Source organism: Acinetobacter pollinis (genome assembly GCF_015627175.1).
GTDB classification, from domain to species: Bacteria; Pseudomonadota; Gammaproteobacteria; order Pseudomonadales; family Moraxellaceae; genus Acinetobacter; species Acinetobacter pollinis.
On the sequence record NZ_VTDQ01000001.1, the window covers coordinates 85,372 to 109,415 of the forward strand.

Sequence of the window (24,044 nt, forward strand, 5' to 3'; positions counted from 1 at the left end):
TGTGAATATATTTTAAAATAAATCAAATACATTGTAACACTTATATAACGATTAAAATCGATGATTCATATTTTCTATGGAATTCAAAACTATCATTTTTTATAAACTATAGTGATTTACAATATGTCGTTTACGATCATGTTAAAATAGATTTTTCATGTCATGATTTTATACTATGCCTGAACTTCCTGAAGTTGAAACCACCAAAACCAGTTTGCTACCACTTATTGGCAAAACTGTCACTTCTGTGAGTGTTAGACAACCTCAATTACGTTGGAAAATACCTGAAGATGTAAATACCCTTGTTGGGCAAAAACTGGTTAAATTATCGCGTCGTTCTAAATACATTATTGCCTCATTCGAACAACAAAGTATGCTTTGGCATTTGGGTATGTCTGGAAGCTTTAGAATTTGTAATGCCGATGAACCACTCAGAAAACATGATCACTTCATTCTTCATTTCAAAGATATAGAGTTACGCTATCATGATCCGCGTCGTTTTGGTTGTATTTTATGGGCTAATGAAGAAACTGAAAAAAATTTAATTTCAAAATTAGGGCCTGAGCCATTGAGTGAAAGCTTTAATGCAGAATATCTTGCAGATAAATTAAAAACAAAAAAAACAGCCATTAAAGTTTCTCTTATGGATAATCACATCGTTGTGGGAGTCGGTAATATCTATGCCACTGAAAGCTTGTTTAATCTAGGTATTCATCCGGCTCAGCCAGCAAATACGCTAACACATATACAAATTGAAAAACTTGTAATCGAAATTAAAAGAATTCTAAAACAAGCCATTGAGCTAGGTGGGTCTACCCTTCGTGACTATACCAATGCAAATGGGGAAAATGGTTACTTTCAACAAACTTTACTTGCATATGGACGAGCAGGTGAAATGTGCATTAACTGTGAAACCACCTTAGAGAACCTCAAACTTGGACAACGTGCAAGTGTGTTTTGCCCCCAATGTCAGCCTTTAAAAATTAAAATGGTGTAATTATGAAAACAGCAATTGTTCGCCATATTCTCGTCAAAGACATCGAGCTTGCACAGCAACTTAAAGAAAAACTTGCACGTGGCAGTGAGTTTGGAAAACTTGCAAAACAACACTCTACATGCAACTCTGCCAAACGTGGTGGGGAGTTAGGTGAAGTTAAACAAGGACAGCTTGTTCCTGTTATTGATAAACTTGTTTTTTCAGCCCCTGAGAAAGTGATTCAAGGCCCTGTAAAAAGTAAGTTTGGATACCATTTGGTTGAAGTCAAATTTCGCATGGATTTCTAAAAAAATAAAAGGCCATAATGGCCTTTTATTTTTTGATGGTCTTACGCATCTTTACGTGCTTTTAACTCATCACGGATTTCACGAAGCAATTGAATATCTTCTGGTGTTGGTGCTGGTTTAGCAGGCTCAGCTTCTTCTTTACGGCGCATCTTGTTAATGAGTTTTACCATTAAAAATACAACCCAAGCCAAGATCAAGAAATTAATTAAAATTGTCAGGAAGTTACCATACGTTAATACGTTTACCCCTGCTTTTTGTAATTCAGCTAACGTTTGCAGATTATTTGGATTTTTTCCAAGAATAATAAATTTTTGTGTAAAATCGACCCCACCTCCAGTAATCATAGTAATAATTGGCATGATGACATCTTTTACCAAAGAGTCGACAATTTTACCAAAAGCACCACCAATAATTACACCCACTGCAAGGTCAATCATATTACCTTTAACAGCAAATTCACGGAATTCTTTCATTATACTCATTGATGCGTCTCCACAATTTTTATTCGTTCGTTCAGCTTACACTATTGTTAAAATTTAAATAAAATAAGCTCTTATTATTACCGTCTAATTTAATCTTTTTTTAAAATAAAGAAAAGCAATAGACACTTAAAATGAACAATTAGATATTATTCAAACAAAAGAGCCACTCGTTAAGAGTAGCTCTTTTTAAACCTTATCGAATTACTTCGCGCGGTTACGTTTACGCTCATTCTCTGTTAAGAATTTTTTACGTACACGAATAGACTTAGGCGTTACTTCTACAAGTTCATCATCTTGAATGAATTCTAGTGCTTGCTCTAATGTCATACGAATAGCAGGCGTTAATGTTAATGCTTCATCTGTACCAGATGCACGCATGTTTGTTAACTGTTTTGCTTTCGTTGGATTCACTGTCATATCGTCAGAACGCGCATTAATACCCACGATCATCCCTTCATACACTTCTAACTGTGGCTCTGCAAAAAGACGACCACGGTCTTGTAAAGTGAATAAAGCAAACGCTAAACATGTACCATTTACCATAGAGATAAGTACACCATTTTGACGTTGTGCAACAGCACCTTGCTTCGCTTTACCATAGTGAGAGAAGCTTGATGTCATAATTCCCGAACCAGAAGTAATGGTTAAGAACTCTGAACGGAAACCGATTAAACCACGAGACGGTACAGTTGCTTCAATACGGATACGACCTTTACCGTCGAGTTCCATATTAGTCATTTCACCTTTACGGTTACCCATCTGCTCCATGATCGCACCTTGATGTTGCTCTTCAACATCAAAAGTTACGTTTTCATATGGTTCTTGAAGTTCGCCATCAATCTCTTTCATGATTACTTCAGGACGAGATACACCCATCTCGAAACCTTCACGGCGCATGTTTTCAATTAATACAGATAAGTGAAGCTCACCACGACCAGAAACTTTGAAACGGTCTGGACTGTCTGTATCTTCTACACGTAGTGCAACGTTATGAATTAACTCACGATCTAGACGCTCACGAATATTACGCGACGTTACAAATTTACCTTCACGACCAGCAAATGGAGAGTTATTCACTTGGAACGTCATCGATACTGTAGGCTCATCTACAGACAATGGCGGTAATGCTTCAACGTTTTTCGGATCACAAATTGTGTCAGAAATGTTAAGTGCATCGATACCCGTAATACATACAATGTCACCTGCACCAGCAGATTCAACATCTACACGATCAAGACCGTGGTAACCCATAATTTTTAAGATACGACCGTTACGCGTCTTACCTTCTTTATCAACTACAGTTACTGGCGTGTTTAACTTAACAGAACCACGTTGAATACGACCAATACCAATAACACCCACAAAACTATTATAGTCTAGTGATGAAATTTGCATTTGGAATGGACCATCTGCGTCTACTTTAGGTGGTTCAACGATGTCTACGATTGTCTCAAACAATGGTGTCATGTCTGGCGCCAAGTTATCTACTTCACGACCAGCAATACCGTTTAGACCAGAAGCATAAACAACTGGGAAATCAAGCTGTTCATCAGTTGCGCCTAAGTTATCAAATAAATCAAATACTTGATCCATTACCCAATCAGGACGTGCACCTGGACGGTCAACTTTGTTTAAAACAACAATTGGTTTTAGACCACGAGCAAACGCTTTTGAAGTTACAAAGCGTGTTTGTGGCATTGGGCCATCTTGTGAATCAACTAAAAGTAATACACAGTCAACCATAGACATTACACGTTCAACTTCTCCACCGAAGTCCGCGTGTCCTGGGGTGTCCACAATATTAATGCGGTAAGTTGTATCCGTACGTTTATCTAACCAAGTAATCGCAGTATTCTTTGCAAGAATGGTAATACCACGTTCACTTTCTAGCGCATTCGAGTCCATGACACGCTCAATCTCGCCAGCACGTTCGCCGAGTGCGCCAGATTGTTGTAAAAGTTTATCGACTAACGTTGTTTTACCGTGGTCAACGTGCGCAATAATTGCGATATTGCGGAGATTTTTAATATCTAATGACATGAATTTCGATACGCCTAAAATTTGAGGGCAAATTATACAAAAAAACTCTACTATTTAGTAGTGACATCTAATTGACAAGTGCATTTTTTTAAATACAGTAACATGTTTTATTTTGTAAAGACATGTAAGTCGATTAGAATAGTGACATCTCTATTTATACCATACTTTTATGTCAGACCCACTATCTTCGAGCAAAGATAATTCATCTGAGCTAATTCTTCAGTTAGAAGATCGACCAAAGTCTTCGACTGCACTTTTCGCAGCATTGCAACATTTATTAGCAATTTTAGTTCCTATTTTAACACCAGGGATTCTCATTTGTGGCGCATTAAAAGTACCCGCGCATGAAACCACTATGATTCTTTCAATGTCTCTGATCATTTCTGGAATTGCTACTTTTTTACAATGCAAGCGCGTTGGACCTTTAGGTGCAGGGCTACTTATTGTACAAGGTACAAGTTTCAATTTCATTGGTCCAATTATGGCAATTGGTAGCTTAATGATTGCAAATGGTACGCCTTATCAACATGTTATGGCTGCTATTTTCGGTGTCGTTATTGCCGGCGCATTCATTGAAATGGGCGTGTCTCGCATTTTACCTTGGGTAAAAAAGCTGATTACACCACTTGTGACAGGCATTGTCGTCTTACTTATTGGGCTCACCCTCATTAAAGAAGGACTCATTAGTATGGGAGGTGGTTATGGTGCTATGGCTGATGGAAGTTTTGCCAATGCAGACAATCTAACAATGTCTTGTACAGTTCTAGCAATTATTATTATTTTAAATCGTATTCCTATTGTTTGGATTAAAAGTTCAGCAATACTACTTGCTTTAGTCATAGGCTATGTTCTCGCAGGCATGATGGGACATCTAGATTTTTCTGCATTCAATACTGCACCAGCTTTCCAAATTCCAACACCTCTTCATTTTGGTATTGCGTTTGATTGGTCATTATTTATACCGCTAGCTTTTATTTATTTAGTTACTTCACTCGAAGCAATTGGTGATATTACTGCAACAAGTAAAGTTTCTCATCAACCTGTCACTGGCCCAATTTGGATGCAACGTATTAAAGGAGGTGTTTTGGTCAATGGAGCAAATTCCTTCTTAGCAGGTATATTTAATACTTTTCCAAGCTCTGTATTTGCACAAAATAATGGTGTCATTCAGCTTACAGGGGTTGCAAGCCGTTACGTTGGTTTATGGATCGCAGGATTATTGGTTTTATTGGGATTATTTCCTAAAATTGCAGGAATTATTCAAGCTGTTCCTCAAGCAGTATTGGGGGGCGCTGTCATGGTTATGTTTGGTGCAGTTGCAGCCTCTGGTATAAACATTCTTGCAGGAATAAAATTAGATAGACGCGCACTTTTAATTATTGCAATTTCTCTTGCTCTTGGTCTAGGCATCGCACAAGTGCCAGATTTTCTTAAACACATGCCTGATTTATTGCGCAATATATTTAGCTCTGGCGTCGCAACTGGTGGTATTACAGCTCTTATATTAAATGTAGTATTGCCAGACAACAAAGAGTAAAGTTTCATGCCCAGTATTTCTGGGCAATTGCCTGTAAGTAATGAGAAGTTTATGGATCCAAGAAGTGAGGTTATCTTAAGACAAGTAAATTATTTGAAAGGTAAGGTGTTATTTATTCATGCACCTAATGATCAATTACTGTCTACGCTTGATACATCTATCGAAAGTTCAATTTGGACGTGGAATTATGCAGACCATCAAGCTCAAATTAAAAATGGTTACACCAGTTATTTCGATGTAAGCTTTCCACAACAGGTATACGACCAAGTCGTTATTTATGTGCCGAAGTCTAAAGAATTACTGAACTACATACTCTACCAAGTCGCCAGTCATTTGCCAAAAAAGTCACAAATCTTTTTAGTTGGTGAAAAAAAAGGTGGTGTGGAACGTGCTGCAAAACAATTAAAAGCGTATGGAGAAACAAAAAAATTAGATAGTGCAAGGCATTGTCAGTTTTGGCAAACAACGCTTGAAAAAATAGTACCAATTAAACCACTGACCGACTGGCTTCAACAGTATCATATTGCTAATCATCATATTGATATGACTATTTATAGCCTACCAGGTGTATTTAGCCAAAATCATTTAGATGTTGGTACAGCAGTACTTCTCCCCTATTTAGAGCAGGTAAAATCAGGTACACTTGCAGACTTTGGCTGTGGCGCAGGGGTCATTAGTTGCTATTTAGCAAAGCTAAGCCCAAATAATATTGTACATGCACTCGATGTCGATGCATTCGCACTTGCCTCCACCAAAATTACTTTTGAACGCAACAACGTCCCTCCCAACCAGTTCTACACACATGCTGTGACTGGTATTGAAGATGCACCATCTGATTTAGATGCGATCGTCAGTAATCCCCCTTTTCATCAGGGTATACATACCAACTATGATGCAAGTGAGGGACTTTGCCGACAAGCGAAAAAGCATTTAAAAACACAAGGTGAGCTCTGGATCGTTGCCAATCGTTTTTTAAACTATTCAACACTCATTGAAAAATATGTCGGTACATGTACCGTCAAAGCTGATCAACAAGGTTTTAAGGTGTTATATGCCAACAATGCAAAATTTTAAAACAAAGGAATTTAGATGAGCGAACAAAATCAACCTGCGAATTTACAACGTAAGCTTGGTGCACGTCATCTAAATATGATTGCAATTGGTGGCTGTATTGGTACAGGCCTATTCCTTGCTTCAGGCTCAACCATTGCCAGTGCTGGGCCAGGTGGTGCATTGCTTGCCTATGCAGTAATTGGTGTCATGATTTATTTCCTCATGACAAGTCTTGGTGAACTTGCAACACATAACCCAACCACAGGAGCTTTTTTTACCTATGGCAATAAGTATGTAGAAAATAGTTTTGGTTTCGCATTAGGTTGGAACTATTGGTACAACTGGGCAATTACAGTTGCATTTGAACTGGTTGCAGTTCAATTTATTATGAAATTTTGGTTCCCAGATATTCCTGGTTTTTGGTGGAGTCTTGCTTTTCTCAGCATTATTTTTGCAATTAATGCAATGTCTGTAAAAGGCTTCGGTGAAAGCGAATTTGTTTTCTCTCTCATTAAAGTCATTGCAATTGTTGCATTTATTGGTCTCGGTATTTTTATGATCTTTAAGATTATGGCAAGCGAACCAAACGCAGTATTTGCAAACTGGCACTATAAAGATGCTCCATTTGTCGGTGGCTTGCAAGCCATGATTGGAGTTGCAATGATTGCAGGATTTTCCTTCCAAGGTACGGAAATGGTCGGAGTTGCCGCTGGAGAATCTGAATCACCTGAGAAGAATATCCCATTAGCCATTAAGCAAATTTTTTGGCGTATCTTGTTGTTTTATATCCTTTGTATTTTCATTATTGGCACACTCATTCATTACGATGATCCATTACTTATACAAGCAGCAAATAATAACGACGTTTCTGTTTCACCATTTACACTCCTTTATGAAAAGGCAGGACTTGCTTTTGCAGCAGGCTTGATGAATGCGGTTATTCTTACAGCAGTACTTTCTGCAGGTAATTCAGGTATGTATTCTTCAACACGTATGCTTTGGAATATGGCGAAAGAAGGAAGCGCACCCAAAATATTTGCAAAGCTTGATCACCGTGGCGTACCCATGAATGCATTATATGCGACCACCATTATTGCTGCTTTTTGCTTACTTACCTATTTTGTGAGTGAAAAAGATGTTTATTTTTGGCTACTGAACATGTCAGGAATGTGCGGTTTTATTGTTTGGTTGGGTATAGCAGTATCACATTATCGATTCCGTAAAGGTTATATTGCACAAGGTTATAAACTTGAAGACCTCACCTATCGTGCAAAACTTTTTCCTTTTGGTCCGTTATTTGCGTTTGCACTCTGCTTATTCATTACTTTAGGTCAAAACTACCAAGCATTTATGGGCGATCATGTTGATTGGAAAGGTATTATTTCTACTTACATTACCATTCCCGTCTTTCTTATCATTTGGTTAACATACAAAATAAAGTATAAAACTAAATTGATTCCTTACGACAAAATGGATGTAAAACCGCTAAAAAAAGATTGATTTTTTAATTTTCTACGTTAAAATGCGGAAAATTTCTTATTTCACCCAATTAAAGGAGGACATCATGCCATTATTACTAAAACTTTAAATCTTGGCACGATGTCAGCTCACGGACAAGTGTCATATCAACTTGTCCGAGTGCTTTAAAGACCTAGCATTCGCTAGGTCTTTTTGTTTGGACAAAACAAAAAATACATCGAGAAATATGATATGAGCATACAGCTTACATTAAATGAAAATGCCAAATTTGGCGTTCCTATTAAAATTTACACAACTGAGATAGATCAAGATAGCCTAGATCAACTTGATAAAATGTCTCAGTTGCAATTTATACATTCGCATATTGCGGTAATGCCAGACGTACACGTAGGAAAAGGAGCAACCGTAGGAAGTGTTGTCCCCACTAAAAATGCGATTATTCCTGCAACTGTAGGGGTAGATATTGGCTGTGGTATGAATGCGTTACGATTAAATTTAAAGTCAAATCAACTGCCTGATAATTTAGCTACATTACGTCATGCAATTGAACGTAAGGTACCTGTTGGCTTTGCAATGCACAAACAGGTTCGTGCAAAAGCATCTACAGTAAATCCACTCGAAAAACGATTAAACCAAATTACACTCAAACATCCAGCCCTAAAAAGAATGTTACGCCACTTTGACATTACATGGATGAAACAGCTTGGAACATTGGGTGGTGGCAATCATTTTATTGAGTTATGTATCGATGAAAACCAAGACGTATGGATCATGCTTCATTCAGGAAGTCGAGGTTTAGGTAATGTTATTGGAACCTACTTTATTGAACGTGCAAAGAAAGAGGCACAACATCGATTTGGACATGTACCCGACAAGGATCTTTCTTACTTCGCAGAGGGTTCAAACAGCTTCGATGACTATGTAGAAGCTGTTGAATGGGCGCAAGAATATGCCTATGAAAATCGTCGTCAAATGATGAACCTAATTCTAGAAGCTATTCGTCCTCTACTTCCTAAATTTCAGATGACTAAAGAAGCAATTAACTGTCATCACAACTATGTACAAAAGGAGCATCACTTTGGAGAGGACGTGTTCGTTACACGTAAAGGTGCAATACGTGCAGGACTGGGAGAATATGGAATTATTCCAGGCTCTATGGGTGCGAAGTCTTTCATTGTAAAAGGGAAAGGAAATAATGAGTCATTTTGCTCCTGCTCACATGGTGCAGGACGTAAAATGAGTCGTAGCAAAGCCAAAAGACAATTTTCACAGCAAGATTTAATTCAGCAAACGGAGGGAATAGAATGCAGAAAAGATAAAGAAGTTATAGATGAGATTCCATCAGCCTATAAAAATATTGATGAAGTTATGGCAAACCAAGTTGATTTAATTGAAGTTGTACATACATTAAAGCAAGTCATGTGTATTAAAGGATAAACCTATGAAACTTAAAGCAACATCTAAAATAAAGACACGTAACCATGTTGCACTCTCCCCTCTGCTACATAAAGGTGGAATGCATGAGTCTGAAAAACCAAAGTCTCAGCATCGTAGAGATCGGAAAGATATGAAGAAACAACTAAGAAATATTGGAATTTAAATAGTATGAATACTTTAGGAGAAAAAAACCTGACGGAACCGTCAGGTTTTTTTATTTCAGAACATTTAATTATTGTGGAATACGCAATACTTGTCCTGGGAAAATTGAGTTTACATCTTTAAGTAAAGGTTGGTTTGCCTCAAAGATTTTATTGTATTGGTTTGCATCACCATATACTTCTTTCGAAATCTTAGAAAGTGTATCTCCAGATTGTACTGTATAGAATTGACTTTCTGGTTGTGAAGCATCTGTCGCTGTTTCTTCTACAGTCATTTGGTCATCGACTTGAGCAACATGCTCTACGTTACCAGCAGCCAGTACTACTTTTTCTTTATCTGCTTGTGTATGTGCTTGTCCTTTAATTACAGCCGTATCTGTATCGCTATTATAAGTTACAGAGAGACCAGTAATGCCGAGACCCAAGCTTTGAATATGATTTAAAAGTTGGTTCGCTACTTCCTGAGCTGTCGGTTCAGCAGCTTGTGTTTGTTGAGGCTGTTGTTCTTGCTCTGTTTTTCCCTCAAGTTTTTTACCAATACCTTTTACAAAGTCAAATAGACCCATTGTTATCTCCTAATTAATTATATGTTTTCGCTTTAGTAATTCTAATATAACAAAAATTTGCTTCTTTTATTTTACAATGATCAACAATACGTAAAAATATGTAAATAAAAAAATGGCTCATCTAGAGCCATTTTTCATCAGCAATAATAAAGAATTATTATTGTTGTTGTGCTTTTGGTTGAGCAAGTACTGTACGGCTACCAGTAATCGTAGCGAATACACGACGGTTCATTGCGCGACCTTCTTTAGTGCTGTTGTCAGCAATTGGTTGATCCCACGCAAAACCTTGAGTTGTTAAACGAGATGCATCAATGTTGTATTGGTTTACAAGAGCAGCTTTCACAGAGTTAGCACGTGCTAAAGATAAACGTTCGTTTAACTTACGTGGACCTGTGTTGTCTGTATGACCATCAATACGTGCAGTTGCATTTGGATACTGATTTAACGCATCAGCAACTTTAGCAATTTCTGGACGGTATTGCGGTTTGATGTTTGACTTGTTCGTATCGAAGAATACGCGAAGTTCCATGTTAAGATCTTCAGTCAACTCTTGTGGTTGTGGTTGTGGCTGTTCAACAACTGGTGCTGGCGCTGGCGCAGGTGCTGGCGCAACTGGTTGAACGTCAACTACAGGAGCAGCAGGCTTCAAGTGTCCGCCAATCACAACATTTAAACCAGCAAGTGCTGTGTAGTTCCAGAAATCAGCATTTACGTTATATGTTGCACGAGCTTCTGTACGAAGAGACAATGCATCATTTAAGCGCCAGAAGATACCTGTACCAACGTTAACTAAACCGCCTTCACGGTTTTGGTAAGTTGTACGTGGAACACCGTCAAAATCATACTTGTAGTAACCACCACCTAATAATACGTACGGCTTAATTTTGCTGTCGTAGTTTTTAGTAATTAGGTCAGAAGTTGCATAGAAATTACCGTTAATTTGGCGTTGTTTGTATTGAGCACCTTCAGCAGCACCTTTTACATCGCCTTTAACTTGTAAATATTCAGCTTCAAAACCTAACCATGGTGTTAATTCAGCACCAAGCGCAGCACCAACAGCCATGTCGCTTTGTAATTCAGGGCCAGTTGTTAAGTGTTGTGCACTGTCATTTACGTTTTGTGTACCATTATTATGTGTGCTGTCTTGGAAAGTGTAGCCTAATAATAGTGGAGTTACAGTTACGCCCGCATTTGCAACAACAAATGGAGAAGCTGCAAGTACTGTAGCAAGAGCAATACGACTCAATTTCATGGATATCCTCCAGAGATAACAATTGTTTTTTTTAAGCTCAGCCTAAAGTTTTTGTTTAATTTTACCGAGATATTTTGTACCCCAGTAGTTTTTAACTAATGAACAGATATAATACAAGAGCTTCTTAAAAAATTAAACTTTTAATAACAATAATATAAAAAGTTAAAAAAGTCCTCTTGGCTTTATACACAGTTAACACAAACCTATGTTTTTAAAACATATATCCTAAGCTTCATTATTTAATATAATTCTCCTGTCCACATTATACACTGTAAATATGGCAGAAGGATAAATTTTCTTCCTTTCCTCACTATTCAGCATGCTCATCTGGTGGAACTTCTGTAATTCTTCCACCTTTTGCTAAGAATGCTGCAATCTCATCTTCTAATGCAGAACGCTTTTTATGTTTTGCTGTTACTGTCAGACTTTCTGCTTCTGCAATATCAGATAAATTTTTACTAGACTCCGCATCGTTTACTGCACCATTTTCAGCAGCTCGAGCCTCATCATCATCCACAACAGAATCTTCTGATTCATCATAATTAGTATCATCAACCATGATAAATTCCCTATCTCATTTACATGAAGATCACTCGACGAGTGACAACTACGAAATTTAGCAATCTTTTAAAAAATAGCAAGACTATTATTTGTATATTTTGCTTTTTTTAATACAAATAATACATATCTAATTGTGATATCTAGTGCGTTGCAGTAAATGCATCCCATTTGCCTGATCTAAAAAGAATCCTTTCAATTTTGAAGACTTCATCACCACTCTTTGTCCAAAACTTCTTGCACAAATTAATGATGAAGATTGAGAAGATTGTAGCCACCCCATAATAGACATACCATGCATCATGGCTTCATTTTGGTGACGGCGTAAACTTTCATATTTCCGTAAGGTTTGAATATTTGCCCAAACACCACTTCGCTCTAAATCTTCCAATAGAATATGGCTAAGCATTGCAGCATCTAAACAACCAATATTTACTCCCTGACCCGCCAATGGATGAATGACATGCGCAGCATCACCAATTAATGCAAGACCAGCTTGTACATATTTTTCTGCCGAACGAGCTTTAAGAGGAAAAGATGCACGATTTTCTACCTCTGTAACCCCTTCAAGCATATATAAACTTTCTTGTGATAACTTTTCTATAAAAGATTGATTATCGAGTGACATATATTCGTTACATACATCTGTAGGTAAAGTCCATACTATTGACTGCCAGTAACCATTTTCTGTTGCTGTCGGACTTTTCAAAGGCAAATACGCTAGAGGCCCAGTTGGTAAAAAAATCTGACGTGCCACATGATGATGAGGCTTTCTTGTTTTAATTGCACAGCCAATCGCTGATTGTTTATAGTCTAAAACTTTCATTGCAATCAATGCTTCTTGGCGTACAAAAGAATTTGCACCATCAGCTCCAATCAGTAATTTTGTATGTAAAGATGTATTATTTGAAAGTTGAATACGCCAACCATCAATTTCTTGGGCTAAGTGTTTTACTCGTATTTGCGTATGATAATTTTTTACATTCGCTAACATTGTTTTTTGGATTGCCAAGTTTAAGATGCTTGGTTCAACCATGACACCCAGCCACTCATTTTCAGAAGGTGGCTTTAAACTTTCTTGACCAAAATCTACCTCACCATAACCATTTTTGTTCCACACATGCATTGCAGTATAAGGCTCATACCTTGCAATATATGGCCATACTCCCGCAATTTTTAAGAGATGAATGGTTGCTTGGCTTAATGCAAGTACTCGAGAGTTCATTTTTTCTAGAACCTGATTCTCATCAAGTAGTGGTGCTGCATCTAAGACAGCAACATCAATATTTTCTTTTGCAAGAAGTAATGCAGTTAAGCCGCCAACCAAACCACCACCGACGATCACCGTACTATGTTTAATCATGCTTTTAGTCCCATAGCATAAGTTGCAACGATGGGTTTTATTCCAGGTATAATATCAAAAGCAATTAATCCAGTATTTCTTACAAATTTCAATACAGGATTTTGATGACTAAACCCTCTTACGACGGTATCGCAAAATTTAATAACACGCTGCTGATCGATCAGTCTAGCCTGTTCATAAGCTTTAAGTAGTTCTTGGTCACCAATATCTCCAGATGTTTTTAAATGATTAGATAAAAAACGTACTAATACGTCTGCATCGCGTAAGCATAAATTAAATCCCTGTCCTGCTACAGGGTGAATTGTATGAGCAGCATTTCCCATCAGAACAACTCGACCAATCGCTTGTTTATGTGAAAGTACTTGTGACAATGGATAACAAAATCTTTTCCCTGTTTTTTCAAACTTTCCAGCTCTTCCACCATAAGTATGTTGTAAGGCATCTAAAAATTTTTGATCGTTTTCACGACCCAACCATTGTTCCTCTGTACCCTTTTTTACAGGCCATACTACTGAACGACGATTCTCACCAGGTAAAGGCAATAACGCCAATGGCCCTAACGCACTAAAACGTTCAAATCCAACATGGTGATGAGGTTTTGACGTTTGAACAGTCGTTACAATCGCAACCTGCTCATAATCATGCACACTGGCATCCACACCTAGTGCTTGTCTACAAAAAGAGTCTCGACCATCGGCTGCGACAACTAACTGAGATTGGATTTGAATATTTTCTTGTTTTCTTTTTGCTTGGACAATTACCTGCTTTTCATTTTGTGTAAGCGCAGTAACCTCTATGCCATCAATCAGCTCTATAAGATTATTTTTCTTTACTTCTGAAAGGAGTACACGACCTAACCAAGCATTTTCAATAACTTGTCCAAAGTTTTCGACATTCTCTTGCTCTGCCAATAGACGTGCCTTTCCAAAACTACCTTCTTCAGTAATATGTACTTGTCGAATCGGAGTAGCATACTCCTGTAAACGTGCCCACAAACCAAGTTTGTTATAAATTTCTACGCTACGACGTGACAATGCACTATTGCGTGCATCAAAACTTGAATGATAGTGATGTAATTCTGATTCAGACAAATCTGGGTATTGAATTGCTTCAAGAAGTTTTACACGAATATTGGCTTTAGCTAACATAAGTGAAAGACTAAGCCCCACCATTCCACCACCAACGATTACAACTTGTGGCATTATAATTTCCTATTTAAATAGCAGCAGATTTTATGAGCGATTCTATGTCGTCAATTTCTTTAACCACATTTTCCGTTAAAACTTGTGGCCCCTGAGCAGTCACTAAAATGTCATCTTCTATTCGAATACCAATTCCACGCCATTTAGCATGCACTGTTTTATCTGTAGGTGAAATATAAATCCCTGGTTCAATCGTTATTACCATACCATTTTCAAAACATCTTGAGCCTTCTGATGTTTTATAGGCTCCAACATCATGCACATCTAGACCTAACCAATGTCCTGTACCATGCATATAAAAACGGCGATATTCCTCATCTGCAATTAAATCATCTAAGTGGCCTTGTAATAATCCCAATTCCAATAGACCTTGAGTCAAAATTCTTACAACAATATCGTGTGGCTTTCGGTAAGAGTTTCCGATACGCACTGCATCAATTGCAGCTAATTGTGCATCTAAGACCAACTGATAAATAATACGTTGCTCCTTCGAGAACACTCCATTTACAGGAAATGTACGAGTAATATCTGATGCATAGTATTCGTACTCGCAACCCGCATCAATTAATACCAATTGACCATCTTCCATTTTTTTATTGTTTTCAACGTAATGTAAAACACATCCGTTTGAACCACTACCAACGATACTACCATATGCTGGAACACAACCATTTTTTCCAAAGATGTAATGAAGTTCAGCCTCTAACTCATATTCCATCATTCCTATACGCACATTTTCCATTGCCTTGGTGTGCGCTATTGCACTAATTTCTGCTGCTTTTCTCATTAAAGCAATTTCTTTTTCGGATTTAATTAAACGCATTTCATCTACAATTGAATCAAGCTGGAGAGGAGTTAACGTTAAATTATTTTGCTGAATGATATTTGCAAGATACCCATCAAAATCAGAATCATGCCCTACTCGAAAATAAAGTTTTTCAGCATGAGAGAGTTTATCTACAATTTTTTCCTCGAAACTCTCTATTACATATGATTCATCTACATTATACAGTGTCTTTGCACCTTCTAACCCTGCACGATAACCGTTCCAAATTTCCATTTCTAGATTACGTTCACGACAGAATAACGTGTATTTATACTCACCTGAAGTATCAGAAGTTTCAATAACTGCAATGGCTTCAGGTTCTTGAAAACCTGTTAAATAATAAAAACTACTATCAGCACGATATTTATAATCTACATCGCTGTTTCTATAACACACCGGATTTGTACCAATGATTACAATACTATTTGGCCCTATAGTATGTGCCAATTTTAAACGTCGTGCTTCAAAGTCAGCTTGGGTAAGTTTCAACATACCTACTCCTTTAAGTTTTTAAATTATCTAACAGGTATTTTTTTTAACTTGGACGATGAGGGGTAAACATCTCTACCACATTATTCGCTTCTGGTGAGTCACCCACAGATTGAATACGCTCATGAACATGCTTAAGCAAAGAACTTTCCACTACAGCAATTTTTTTACGTCCCATAGATAGACTCACAGGAATTAGACGTACAAATTCAAATAACTCTTGATAACCTGCTTCACCTTCTTCGTCATCATCTTCATCTTCAAACTGAACCGCAGCAACATCTTGAAGATGACCAATCAGTTCTCTTTCATCTGTACGAATGTGGCCAGAAGCTAAACCAAAACCTAGCACAACACCCGCACACCAATCTGCCAAAGCTTGGACGCGATCTCGCAATAAATGTTGATCATCTGGCAGCATTGGCAAATAATCTAGTTCATCCTCTGAAAGAGCATGTGCCACATCTTCGGTTTCATCCGTCAAAATAGCAAGACTCTCATCGTTTAATTCAGGCACATTCAAAGTCGAAAGAATAAGTACCCATTCTTCTCTGGTAGGTGGTTGTGTCACACAAACGATACCAGTAAGCAACCCATGTAACTCACTTGGGCTTGAAATTTCCTCAATGTTTGAAAAGTGGCGGTTCCATTCAGACCAACCAGTAATATCATCTTGCATTCGTTTTTCCAATGTCTATACTGCGTATATCTTACCTTTGTTTGCAATACTGTGCGACCACGTTATGTTAGAAGAATTAAAGCGACTTCAAACGCATATTGCCAATTTTCAAGAGCGTTTGAAAAATCTTGAGGCTGAAAATACCTCTTTGCATCAGCAAAAAAAAGAGATGGAGAAACATCATGATGAACACACCACTCAACAAACGACAACTCTGCGTAGCAAACAAGATAAAATTGATACGCTAACAAATAATTTAAATAATTTACAGGATCAATATAACGCACTTAATCAAGATGCGAAAACATTAGCTGAACGCTATAGCCGTTTAGAAAAGGGCTGTACCGATTTAAAAAGTCGCTTTCAAGAGATTCTTGCAGAGCGAAATGAGTTACGCGTTCTTAAAGAAAAGCTACACCATGAACAAACAAGTGCAAAACAAGAAATTGCCAACCTTAAAGAAGAACGTGTGCAACTGCTTGAAAAAAATGAACATGCAAAATTAAAAGTAGAAGCTATTATTGCACGTCTTGCTATTCTTGGCACTGATGAAGATAAAAACACACAGGAAATTCAAAAGCTTGCTCACCCATCTGAGCATAATGAGGAAGCCCAATGACCAATACACCTATCGTTGTCGAACTTCGCATTATCGAGCAAATCTTTCGTCTTTCAACTACAGAGGAAGAAAAGGGCACCTTAATAAAAGCTGTCGATTTATTAAATCAACGCTTCCAAGAATTTCGTGCTAAAGCACCTCGAATTGAACATAACAAACTGGTTATTATGGTTGCTTTAGAGCTTATGCAAGAAGTACTGTCACTGAATAAATCGGTGCAACAATACGAGCAATGTGAACATTTGCTTAAAACTATTTTACAATCTGTAGAAACAGAAAAAGAATAACAAGTTCCTTTTCAATAAACGCATAAATCGTCACCAACTGAAAAGGAACTTAACACAACACTACGTGAAACGGTATTCATCTCAGATGATATTCGTTATAATAGTAATCACTCTGAGGTGTTCGCCAGCAGGTCAGATTCCCCTGAGCCGATACTAACACTTTAGGATTGCGTTCTGCATATTTAGAGTGTATGCCCATCTTGAATGGGAAACCCAGCAAGTATGCGTCGCGTCCGCCTTGAACTTTAGGGTTCAAGGGTTACGACATGCAGCGGCATCTTGGAGCCTATTCCACATTTTAATTGCCTGTGATGTTTCCTCAACATCATGCACACGTACAATACTTGCTCCTTGCTGTATTGAAAAGAGATGCCCTACAACACTCCCTATCGTACGCTCATCTGCACTGTCACACTCGGTCACTGCACCTATAAATCTTTTACGTGATAGCCCAGATAAAATTGGATAGCCCAATTCATGTAAGTGATATAGCTGATTTAATAAGAGCATATTGTGGTTTAAATCTTTGGCAAATCCAAACCCCGGATCAATAATAATATTCTCATCACGCACTCCCATATCTTTTGCATCTTTAATTCTCGATTTAAGCTCATCCATTACCTCATTTACGACATCATCATAATGTGCAAGCTGATTCATTGTGGTAGGCTCACCTCGCATATGCATAAGTACAACAGGAATATCAAGCTTTGCAGCCATTTGTAATGCGTAAGGCCGCGTCAAGGCACGTACATCATTCCAGATATGTGCGCCTGCTTCTACTGCCTGCTTAATGACTTCAGGCTCACTGGTATCAATAGATAAAATTACATCCTCATGAGAGGATAACGCTTTTACCACTGGAATAACCCTATTTAGCTCTTCATCAATTTGAACAGAAGATGCTCCTGGTCTTGTAGATTCACCACCAATGTCAATGATTGTTGCACCTTGAGCCATCATTTGAAGGGCTTTCTTAATAGCACGATCTGTTTGTGTAAACTGCCCTCCATCACTAAAAGAGTCAGGTGTTACATTCAGTATGCCCATGATGTGTGGAATAGATAAATCTAAAATACGCTTACCACAAAAGATCTGTTTTTTTGGTAAAGATACAAACTGCATAATTCTCTCAACTTCTCATAAAAAAGAGCCACCGAAGTGACTCTTATCTTTAATTCATTGCAGGTAATGGTGGTGGTGTCGATGGCCCATCTTTAGGTGGTTCATCAGATACTGGATTCTCAGCAACATAAACCTTTGGTGGTCTAGGTTCTTTACCTTCCATAATATCTAACACTTGATCACGATCAATTGTTTCCCAATCCATCAGTGCTTTAACCATTACATGAGCTTTATCCTTATTTTGTTCAAGAATATCCCATGCAACTTTATATTGCTCATCAAGAATACGACGTACTTCAGCATCTACTTGCTGCTGAGTCGCTTCGGAAATTGTACGACTACCTATGCTACCTAAGAAAGACTGCTGGTTATCGTCTTCATAGACCATGACGCCCATTTTGTCTGACATACCATACTTAGTAACCATTGAACGAGCCATTTTCGTTGCACGCTCAAAGTCATTTGATGCCCCAGTAGATTGCTGATTAATGAAAATTTCTTCAGCAATACGTCCACCAAATAAGATAGATAACTCATTCAGCATCTTATCTTTATAATGACTAATTTGGTCTTGCTCAGGTAACTGCCAAGTTACACCAAGTGCCCAACCACGTGGCATAATTGTTACTTTATGCACTGGATCGGTACCTGGTAAAACTTCTGCAACGATCGCATGTCCTGCTTCATGGTAAGCCGTTGCTCTACGCTCTTCTTCACGAAGAATCATAGATTTACGCTCAGGCCCCATATAGATTTTATCTTTTGCATCTTCAAAATCATGCATATCTACCGTATTTTTATTACGGCGTGCTGCAAATAAAGCAGCTTCATTTACAAGATTTGCAAGCTGTGCGCCAGAAAAACCAGGTGTACCACGTGCAAGGACTTTTACATCTACACTTGTTACCGATGGTAATTTTTTCAAATGTACATTTAGAATTTGTTCGCGACCATTAATATCTGGTAAGCCAACCATCACTTGACGGTCAAAACGACCTGGACGAAGTAATGCTTTATCTAAGACATCCGCACGGTTCGTTGCAGCAATAACGATAATACCTTCATTGCCTTCAAAACCATCCATTTCCACAAGCATTTGGTTTAAAGTTTGCTCACGCTCGTCATGTCCACCGCCCGTACCAGAACCACGGTGACGACCGACTGCATCAATTTCATCGATGAAAATAATACATGGTGCATGTCTTTTTGCTTGTTCAAACATATCTCTTACACGAGATGCACCAACACCTACGAACATTTCGACAAAATCAGAACCAGAAATGCTAAAGAAAGGTACTTTTGCTTCGCCTGCAATCGCTTTAGCAAGTAAGGTCTTACCTGTACCAGGAGGCCCAACCATCAATACCCCTTTAGGAATTGACGCACCAAGACGTTTAAACTTAGATGGGTCTTTTAAGAAGTCAACGATTTCTACAACTTCTTGTTTTGCCTCATCACAACCTGCAACGTCTTTAAAGTTAATTTTAATTTGGTCTTCAGCAAGCATTTTTGCCTTCGACTTACCAAAACTCATTGGGCCACTTTTACCACCAGCACCGCCGCCCATATTACGCATAAAGAACATGAATAGTAATATGATTAAAAGCACTGGGAAACTTGCGATGAGTAATTGCATCAAAACGCCTTGACGCTGAGGAGCTGTTCCTTCAACGACAACACTGTTTTTAATTAGACTCGGCATAAGCTCAGGATCTTGTACCGCAGGGCGAATACTTTCAAAACCTGAACCATTCTTTTTCTCGCCAGTAATTTTCTCGCCATCAATGGTGACTTGCTTAATTTGGCCTGCATTTACCGCAGCAACAAACTCTGAATAGTTCATTTGCGATGGTTTATTGTGATCACTGATGTTGCTGAAGATTAAAATCAGCACTCCGAGTATCACTAGCCATAACACTGCGTTTTTGAAGAGATCGCTCAAAGCTTTATTCCCATATCATCAATCTAATTTGAACCTATCTTTCCAGATAGGATCTTTTCACGAAAGTGAGTGACAGCACTCAATACCCTAAACTGTAAACATGCACAATTTTTATAAAATTGGCAAGTCTAACGTGCTTTACGCTGTTGCCCAATGAGGAAAACCTCTTTAGATCTTGCGCGAGACGCCGCAGGTTTCACAGTTTTTAAAACATTAAATGTATCAACAACCTGTTTTCTAAACTCGTCAAATCCAGACCCTTGGAACACTTTAACAACAAACTGTCCATTAGGGCCAAGAACCTTTTGTGAGAAATCTAGAGCAAGTTCACACAAATAAATCTGACGAGGTTGATCTACAGCCCTATTACCTGATGTATTGGGGGCCATATCTGAAATTACAACATCAACTTGTCGACCATTTAAGATATTTAACAATTTTTCAAAAACTTCTTCTTCTCTGAAGTCACCTTGTAAAAAAGTAACATCAGGCAAAGCATCCATTTCTAAAATATCAGATGCAATTACTAAACCATTCGAACCAACCAGTTTTCCCGCGATTTGCGACCAGCTACCTGGTGCAGCCCCCAGATCAACAACCGTCATCCCTGGCTTAATAATTTTATATTTTTCTTGAATTTCCAAAAGCTTATAAGCTGCACGTGCACGGTAGCCTTCTTTTTGCGCCTTTTTTACAAAAGGGTCATCTAAATGCTCTCTCATCCACGCACGACTGCTTTTAGATAGCTTCTGATTAGTAATGCGTGTTGCCATAATCATCAAAATTCATAAAAAACAATTATTACATTGTACGCAAAAAAAAAGGTTCTTGCAGTATGGAACTACATATATATAAATAAGTTTTTTTTAATCATGTTAATCGTTTTTATAAAAGCCGCCACCATATTATCTCAATGGCGAAAAGCTAAGCATAAAAATACATAACATAGCTAAATAATAATGATTTATATCAATATATCTGACCTATGCAATCTAGCATACTTTTTTTCACAAAAAGCATCATTTTTATTCAATACAGGAAAGTTTTTGCATTTCTTATACTTTATAAGCTTTCATTTGTTATACTGTAAGGCTTCATCAATATAGGTTTTCCCATGGCATCTTTATCTACACAAGAGAGCAAACGCTTACGTCAAATTGGACATTCACTTTCTCCTGTTGTCATTATTGGTGGACAAGGTTTAACTGAAAATGTCGTTGAAGAAACAACTCGCGCTCTAAACGACCACGAACTAATTAAAGTAAAAGTAGTTGGTGAAGATCGTGAAGTACGTGCTGAAGTTATTGAGCTACTCGCACAAAAAACACAATCAGTTATTGTTCAAAAAATTGGTAAAATTGTGCTTCTTTACAAAAAATCTGCACAACAAAACCAAAAGTTGTCTAATCTCGTCCGTTACGCACACCTCGCTTAACTTAAGGCTTTTATGGCAAGTTACGAATTACAACCCTTCAAACGATTTGATGCGATTCACTTAGTCGCTGCGATTGAAGAACAAGGCACTACACTCAATATCGGTTTTTGGGTAAGAGACCCTATGCAACTCATTGACTGGCCTGAAAAAAAAGAGACCTCAAATAGAGAGGATTTCTTATGGAATGCCACATGCTTTGAGCTGTTTATTGGCGTTAAAAATGAAGACTTCTATAGAGAAATCAATTTATCTCCATCTGAGTCTTGGCAATCTTATCAGTTTGAAGAGTATCGCTATCCTGAGTGCATTCCTCCAGTTACTTCAGAAGATATTGAAGTAATTGAGGTAAAACGAACTCATTACGGACTAAATGCGCTTATCGATTTACAACAGTTCTTAAACACAAATAAACTTCAGTTGAATGATATTTATATTGGTTTAAATGCCATATTCAAAACAACTCAGGGGATGATTTATTATGCGATTCAGCATGGTAGTCCCGAACCAGATTTTCATAATAAACGTGACTGGTTACACGAGTTTTAAGCCCAATAAAGCATCCAAATTATTTGGATGCTTTATGATTCAATGCTTCTTTTATCTCTCTTGATATACTTTCAATTTGAGCTTCTAACTCTTTCAACTCTATCTTTGCAATTTCTTTTAGCTCAATAAAATCATCTTCTGAGAGAGTGTAATCCTCTCTTAATTCGTGCAAGTGATTCAATAGCCCCTCTTTTAGACTTTGAGACTTTTCTTTAAAGGCAACAAGATGACTTCGCTCTTCTGACTTTGAATGATTATTTTCAATAGGCATTATAAATATTTCCATTCAATGTATTTTATTTAAACATATCACTAATATATTTTTATAAATGTAGCATTTTATAAATATTTTTAAATTTTATGTTTTATACAATAGATAAAGTATCATGAATAAATTACATAGACTTTTTATAGTGATATGCGTACAATACGTTTTTAAGTTACGAGTGAGTCGCCTACTTTAAAATATGTCATTTTGACGATTTTAGTCCGGTTTCCTCGCTTTTTTACAGCTTAAAAATCAGGAGCTTCGACTTGAGCACCCCCGCCATTTTAGCCCTTGCTGATGGAACTACTTTTACTGGTATTTCTATTGGTGCAACGGGATCTACGACTGGAGAAGTCGTTTTCAATACAGCCATGACTGGCTATCAAGAGATATTAACCGATCCAAGCTATGCACAACAGCTTGTAACGCTTACGTATCCTCATATTGGTAATACAGGCTGTAATGATGAAGATGTTGAATCTGGCCGCATTCACAAAGTATGGGCAAATGGTCTAATTATTCGAGATCTTCCATTACTGCATAGCAACTTCCGAGCAAAGCTATCTTTAGAAGATTACTTACAACAACAGAATATTGTTGCTATTGCAGATATCGATACTCGAAAATTGACACGTATATTACGTGATAAAGGTGCACAAAACGGTTGTATTCTTGCAGGTGAAAATATTACTGCTGAAGAAGCAATTGAAAAGGCACGTGCTTTTGGTGGTCTAAATGGCTTAGACCTTGCAAAAGAATGCTGTGATCCTAAAGGTTTTGAATGGACTGAAGGTTCATGGACATTAGAAAATGGTTTTACTCAACCTGAAACGAAGTTTCATGTTGTTGCGTATGATTATGGTGTAAAAACAAATATCTTACGCATGTTGGCAGATCGTGGGTGCAAACTGACTGTTGTTCCTGCACAAACGTCTGCAGAACAAGTGCTTGCACTCAATCCAGATGGTGTTTTCCTTTCTAATGGTCCTGGAGATCCAGCAGCATGTGACTATGCTATTAAAGCTGTGAAAACCATTATTGAAACGACTGAAATTCCTGTTTTTGGTATTTGTTTGGGTCATCAGTTATTGGCTTTGGCATCTGGCGCACAAACTGTGAAAATGAACCACGGTCACCATGGTGCAAACCATCCTGTGAAAAATCTTGAAAATGGAACTGTGATGATTACTTCTCAGAACCATGGTTTCGCAGTAGATGAAAACACATTACCAGCAAATTTAAAGGCAACGCATAAGTCATTATTTGATGGTACTTTACAAGGCATTCATCGTACAGACAAACCAGCATTTAGCTTCCAAGGTCATCCAGAAGCGAGTCCTGGTCCACACGATTGTGCCCCATTGTTTGACCACTTCATTGAACTCATTGAAGCATCTAAAAAGTAATTAAGGAG

The 24,044-nt window shown here is 37.8% G+C and carries 24 protein-coding genes, 1 other RNA gene and 1 pseudogene; 13 read left to right on the forward strand and 13 right to left on the reverse strand.

From position 1 onward, the window contains the following. Window positions 1–175: 175 nt before the first annotated feature. Window positions 176–997: a bifunctional DNA-formamidopyrimidine glycosylase/DNA-(apurinic or apyrimidinic site) lyase gene (gene mutM, locus I2F23_RS00430; RefSeq protein ID WP_195770633.1), complete on the forward strand. Its 822-nt coding sequence runs from the start codon at window positions 176–178 to the stop codon at window positions 995–997. Between the two features lie 2 nt (window positions 998–999). Further along, the gene (locus tag I2F23_RS00435; RefSeq protein WP_195770634.1) at window positions 1,000–1,284 is read left to right on the forward strand and encodes a peptidylprolyl isomerase; all 285 of its coding nucleotides are present in this window, start codon (window positions 1,000–1,002) and stop codon (window positions 1,282–1,284) included. Window positions 1,285–1,325: 41 nt separating this feature from the next. Here the strand turns inward: I2F23_RS00435 and mscL are convergent, their stop codons facing one another. Both mscL and typA read right to left on the reverse strand, forming a co-directional pair. Continuing rightward, the gene (gene mscL / locus I2F23_RS00440) at window positions 1,326–1,766 is read right to left on the reverse strand and encodes a large conductance mechanosensitive channel protein MscL (RefSeq protein WP_195770635.1); all 441 of its coding nucleotides are present in this window, start codon (window positions 1,764–1,766) and stop codon (window positions 1,326–1,328) included. Between the two features lie 201 nt (window positions 1,767–1,967). Continuing rightward, window positions 1,968–3,806 (reverse strand): translational GTPase TypA, encoded by a 1,839-nt coding sequence (gene typA, locus I2F23_RS00445; RefSeq protein WP_195770636.1) that lies wholly within the window; start codon window positions 3,804–3,806, stop codon window positions 1,968–1,970. 169 nt (window positions 3,807–3,975) lie between these two features. Between typA and I2F23_RS00450 the strand changes: the two genes are divergently transcribed. The 5 genes from I2F23_RS00450 (at window position 3,976) to I2F23_RS00470 (ending at window position 9,475) form a co-directional block, all read left to right on the forward strand. After that, on the forward strand, window positions 3,976–5,343 hold the full coding sequence (locus tag I2F23_RS00450; protein WP_195770637.1) for a nucleobase:cation symporter-2 family protein: 1,368 nt from the start codon (window positions 3,976–3,978) through the stop codon (window positions 5,341–5,343). 51 nt (window positions 5,344–5,394) lie between these two features. After that, window positions 5,395–6,417 carry a class I SAM-dependent methyltransferase gene (locus tag I2F23_RS00455; protein WP_195770704.1) on the forward strand — a complete coding sequence of 341 codons (1,023 nt, stop codon included), beginning with the start codon at window positions 5,395–5,397 and terminating at the stop codon, window positions 6,415–6,417. A 15-nt stretch (window positions 6,418–6,432) separates the two neighbouring features. Continuing rightward, entirely contained in the window at window positions 6,433–7,896 is a 1,464-nt protein-coding gene (locus I2F23_RS00460) for an amino acid permease (RefSeq protein ID WP_195770638.1), read from the forward strand. 210 nt (window positions 7,897–8,106) lie between these two features. Then, window positions 8,107–9,312 carry an RtcB family protein gene (locus I2F23_RS00465; RefSeq protein ID WP_195770639.1) on the forward strand — a complete coding sequence of 402 codons (1,206 nt, stop codon included), beginning with the start codon at window positions 8,107–8,109 and terminating at the stop codon, window positions 9,310–9,312. Window positions 9,313–9,316: 4 nt separating this feature from the next. Further along, a complete protein-coding gene (locus tag I2F23_RS00470; RefSeq protein ID WP_195770640.1) occupies window positions 9,317–9,475 on the forward strand; it encodes a hypothetical protein in 159 nt (52 codons plus the stop codon). A 69-nt stretch (window positions 9,476–9,544) separates the two neighbouring features. On the opposite strand, the gene lysM is transcribed toward I2F23_RS00470, so the two are convergent. From lysM to I2F23_RS00505, 7 genes are all read right to left on the reverse strand, one after another. Beyond that, complete coding sequence (lysM, locus tag I2F23_RS00475) at window positions 9,545–10,039, reverse strand: peptidoglycan-binding protein LysM (RefSeq protein WP_195770641.1); 495 nt, start codon at window positions 10,037–10,039, stop codon at window positions 9,545–9,547. A 157-nt stretch (window positions 10,040–10,196) separates the two neighbouring features. Further along, window positions 10,197–11,291 (reverse strand): outer membrane protein Omp38, encoded by a 1,095-nt coding sequence (gene omp38 / locus I2F23_RS00480; protein ID WP_195770642.1) that lies wholly within the window; start codon window positions 11,289–11,291, stop codon window positions 10,197–10,199. Window positions 11,292–11,601: 310 nt separating this feature from the next. Beyond that, window positions 11,602–11,850 (reverse strand): hypothetical protein, encoded by a 249-nt coding sequence (locus tag I2F23_RS00485; protein WP_195770643.1) that lies wholly within the window; start codon window positions 11,848–11,850, stop codon window positions 11,602–11,604. Window positions 11,851–11,979: 129 nt separating this feature from the next. Next, window positions 11,980–13,212 (reverse strand): FAD-dependent monooxygenase, encoded by a 1,233-nt coding sequence (locus tag I2F23_RS00490; protein WP_195770644.1) that lies wholly within the window; start codon window positions 13,210–13,212, stop codon window positions 11,980–11,982. Beyond that, entirely contained in the window at window positions 13,209–14,417 is a 1,209-nt protein-coding gene (gene ubiH / locus I2F23_RS00495; protein WP_195770705.1) for a 2-octaprenyl-6-methoxyphenyl hydroxylase, read from the reverse strand. The genes I2F23_RS00490 and ubiH overlap by 4 nt, the downstream gene beginning before the upstream one ends. Before the next feature lie 10 nt (window positions 14,418–14,427). Beyond that, window positions 14,428–15,729, reverse strand: a complete 1,302-nt coding sequence (locus I2F23_RS00500; protein WP_195770706.1) for an aminopeptidase P N-terminal domain-containing protein — start codon at window positions 15,727–15,729, stop codon at window positions 14,428–14,430. A 46-nt stretch (window positions 15,730–15,775) separates the two neighbouring features. Then, on the reverse strand, window positions 15,776–16,408 hold the full coding sequence (locus I2F23_RS00505; RefSeq protein WP_195770645.1) for a UPF0149 family protein: 633 nt from the start codon (window positions 16,406–16,408) through the stop codon (window positions 15,776–15,778). A 64-nt stretch (window positions 16,409–16,472) separates the two neighbouring features. On the opposite strand from I2F23_RS00505, the gene I2F23_RS00510 reads away from it, so the two are divergent. From I2F23_RS00510 to ssrS, 3 genes are all read left to right on the forward strand, one after another. Next, entirely contained in the window at window positions 16,473–17,027 is a 555-nt protein-coding gene (locus tag I2F23_RS00510) for a hypothetical protein (protein WP_195770646.1), read from the forward strand. Then, window positions 17,024–17,314, forward strand: coding sequence for a cell division protein ZapA (locus tag I2F23_RS00515; protein ID WP_195770647.1), 291 nt, complete (start codon window positions 17,024–17,026; stop codon window positions 17,312–17,314). The genes I2F23_RS00510 and I2F23_RS00515 overlap by 4 nt, the downstream gene beginning before the upstream one ends. A gap of 106 nt (window positions 17,315–17,420) precedes the next feature. Beyond that, window positions 17,421–17,604, forward strand: a non-coding RNA gene (gene ssrS / locus I2F23_RS00520) — 6S RNA. Window positions 17,605–17,614: 10 nt separating this feature from the next. On the opposite strand, the pseudogene folP reads toward ssrS, so the two are convergent. From folP to rlmE, 3 genes and pseudogenes are all read right to left on the reverse strand, one after another. Next, a pseudogene (gene folP / locus I2F23_RS00525) lies at window positions 17,615–18,439 on the reverse strand (dihydropteroate synthase); the annotation flags it as partial. Window positions 18,440–18,488: 49 nt separating this feature from the next. Then, the gene (ftsH, locus tag I2F23_RS00530; RefSeq protein ID WP_195770648.1) at window positions 18,489–20,381 is read right to left on the reverse strand and encodes an ATP-dependent zinc metalloprotease FtsH; all 1,893 of its coding nucleotides are present in this window, start codon (window positions 20,379–20,381) and stop codon (window positions 18,489–18,491) included. Between the two features lie 128 nt (window positions 20,382–20,509). Beyond that, complete coding sequence (gene rlmE / locus I2F23_RS00535; protein ID WP_195770649.1) at window positions 20,510–21,154, reverse strand: 23S rRNA (uridine(2552)-2'-O)-methyltransferase RlmE; 645 nt, start codon at window positions 21,152–21,154, stop codon at window positions 20,510–20,512. A gap of 341 nt (window positions 21,155–21,495) precedes the next feature. Here rlmE and yhbY point away from each other — a divergent pair, with 341 nt between their 5' ends. Together yhbY and I2F23_RS00545 are read left to right on the forward strand one after the other, a co-directional pair. Then, window positions 21,496–21,816: a ribosome assembly RNA-binding protein YhbY gene (gene yhbY, locus I2F23_RS00540; protein ID WP_195770650.1), complete on the forward strand. Its 321-nt coding sequence runs from the start codon at window positions 21,496–21,498 to the stop codon at window positions 21,814–21,816. A gap of 12 nt (window positions 21,817–21,828) precedes the next feature. Continuing rightward, window positions 21,829–22,362 (forward strand): DOMON-like domain-containing protein, encoded by a 534-nt coding sequence (locus I2F23_RS00545; RefSeq protein ID WP_195770651.1) that lies wholly within the window; start codon window positions 21,829–21,831, stop codon window positions 22,360–22,362. A 19-nt stretch (window positions 22,363–22,381) separates the two neighbouring features. Here the strand turns inward: I2F23_RS00545 and I2F23_RS00550 are convergent, their stop codons facing one another. Then, on the reverse strand, window positions 22,382–22,633 hold the full coding sequence (locus I2F23_RS00550) for a hypothetical protein (protein WP_195770652.1): 252 nt from the start codon (window positions 22,631–22,633) through the stop codon (window positions 22,382–22,384). A 263-nt stretch (window positions 22,634–22,896) separates the two neighbouring features. Here I2F23_RS00550 and carA point away from each other — a divergent pair, with 263 nt between their 5' ends. Continuing rightward, a complete protein-coding gene (carA, locus tag I2F23_RS00555) occupies window positions 22,897–24,036 on the forward strand; it encodes a glutamine-hydrolyzing carbamoyl-phosphate synthase small subunit (protein WP_195770653.1) in 1,140 nt (379 codons plus the stop codon). Window positions 24,037–24,044 lie beyond the last annotated feature (8 nt).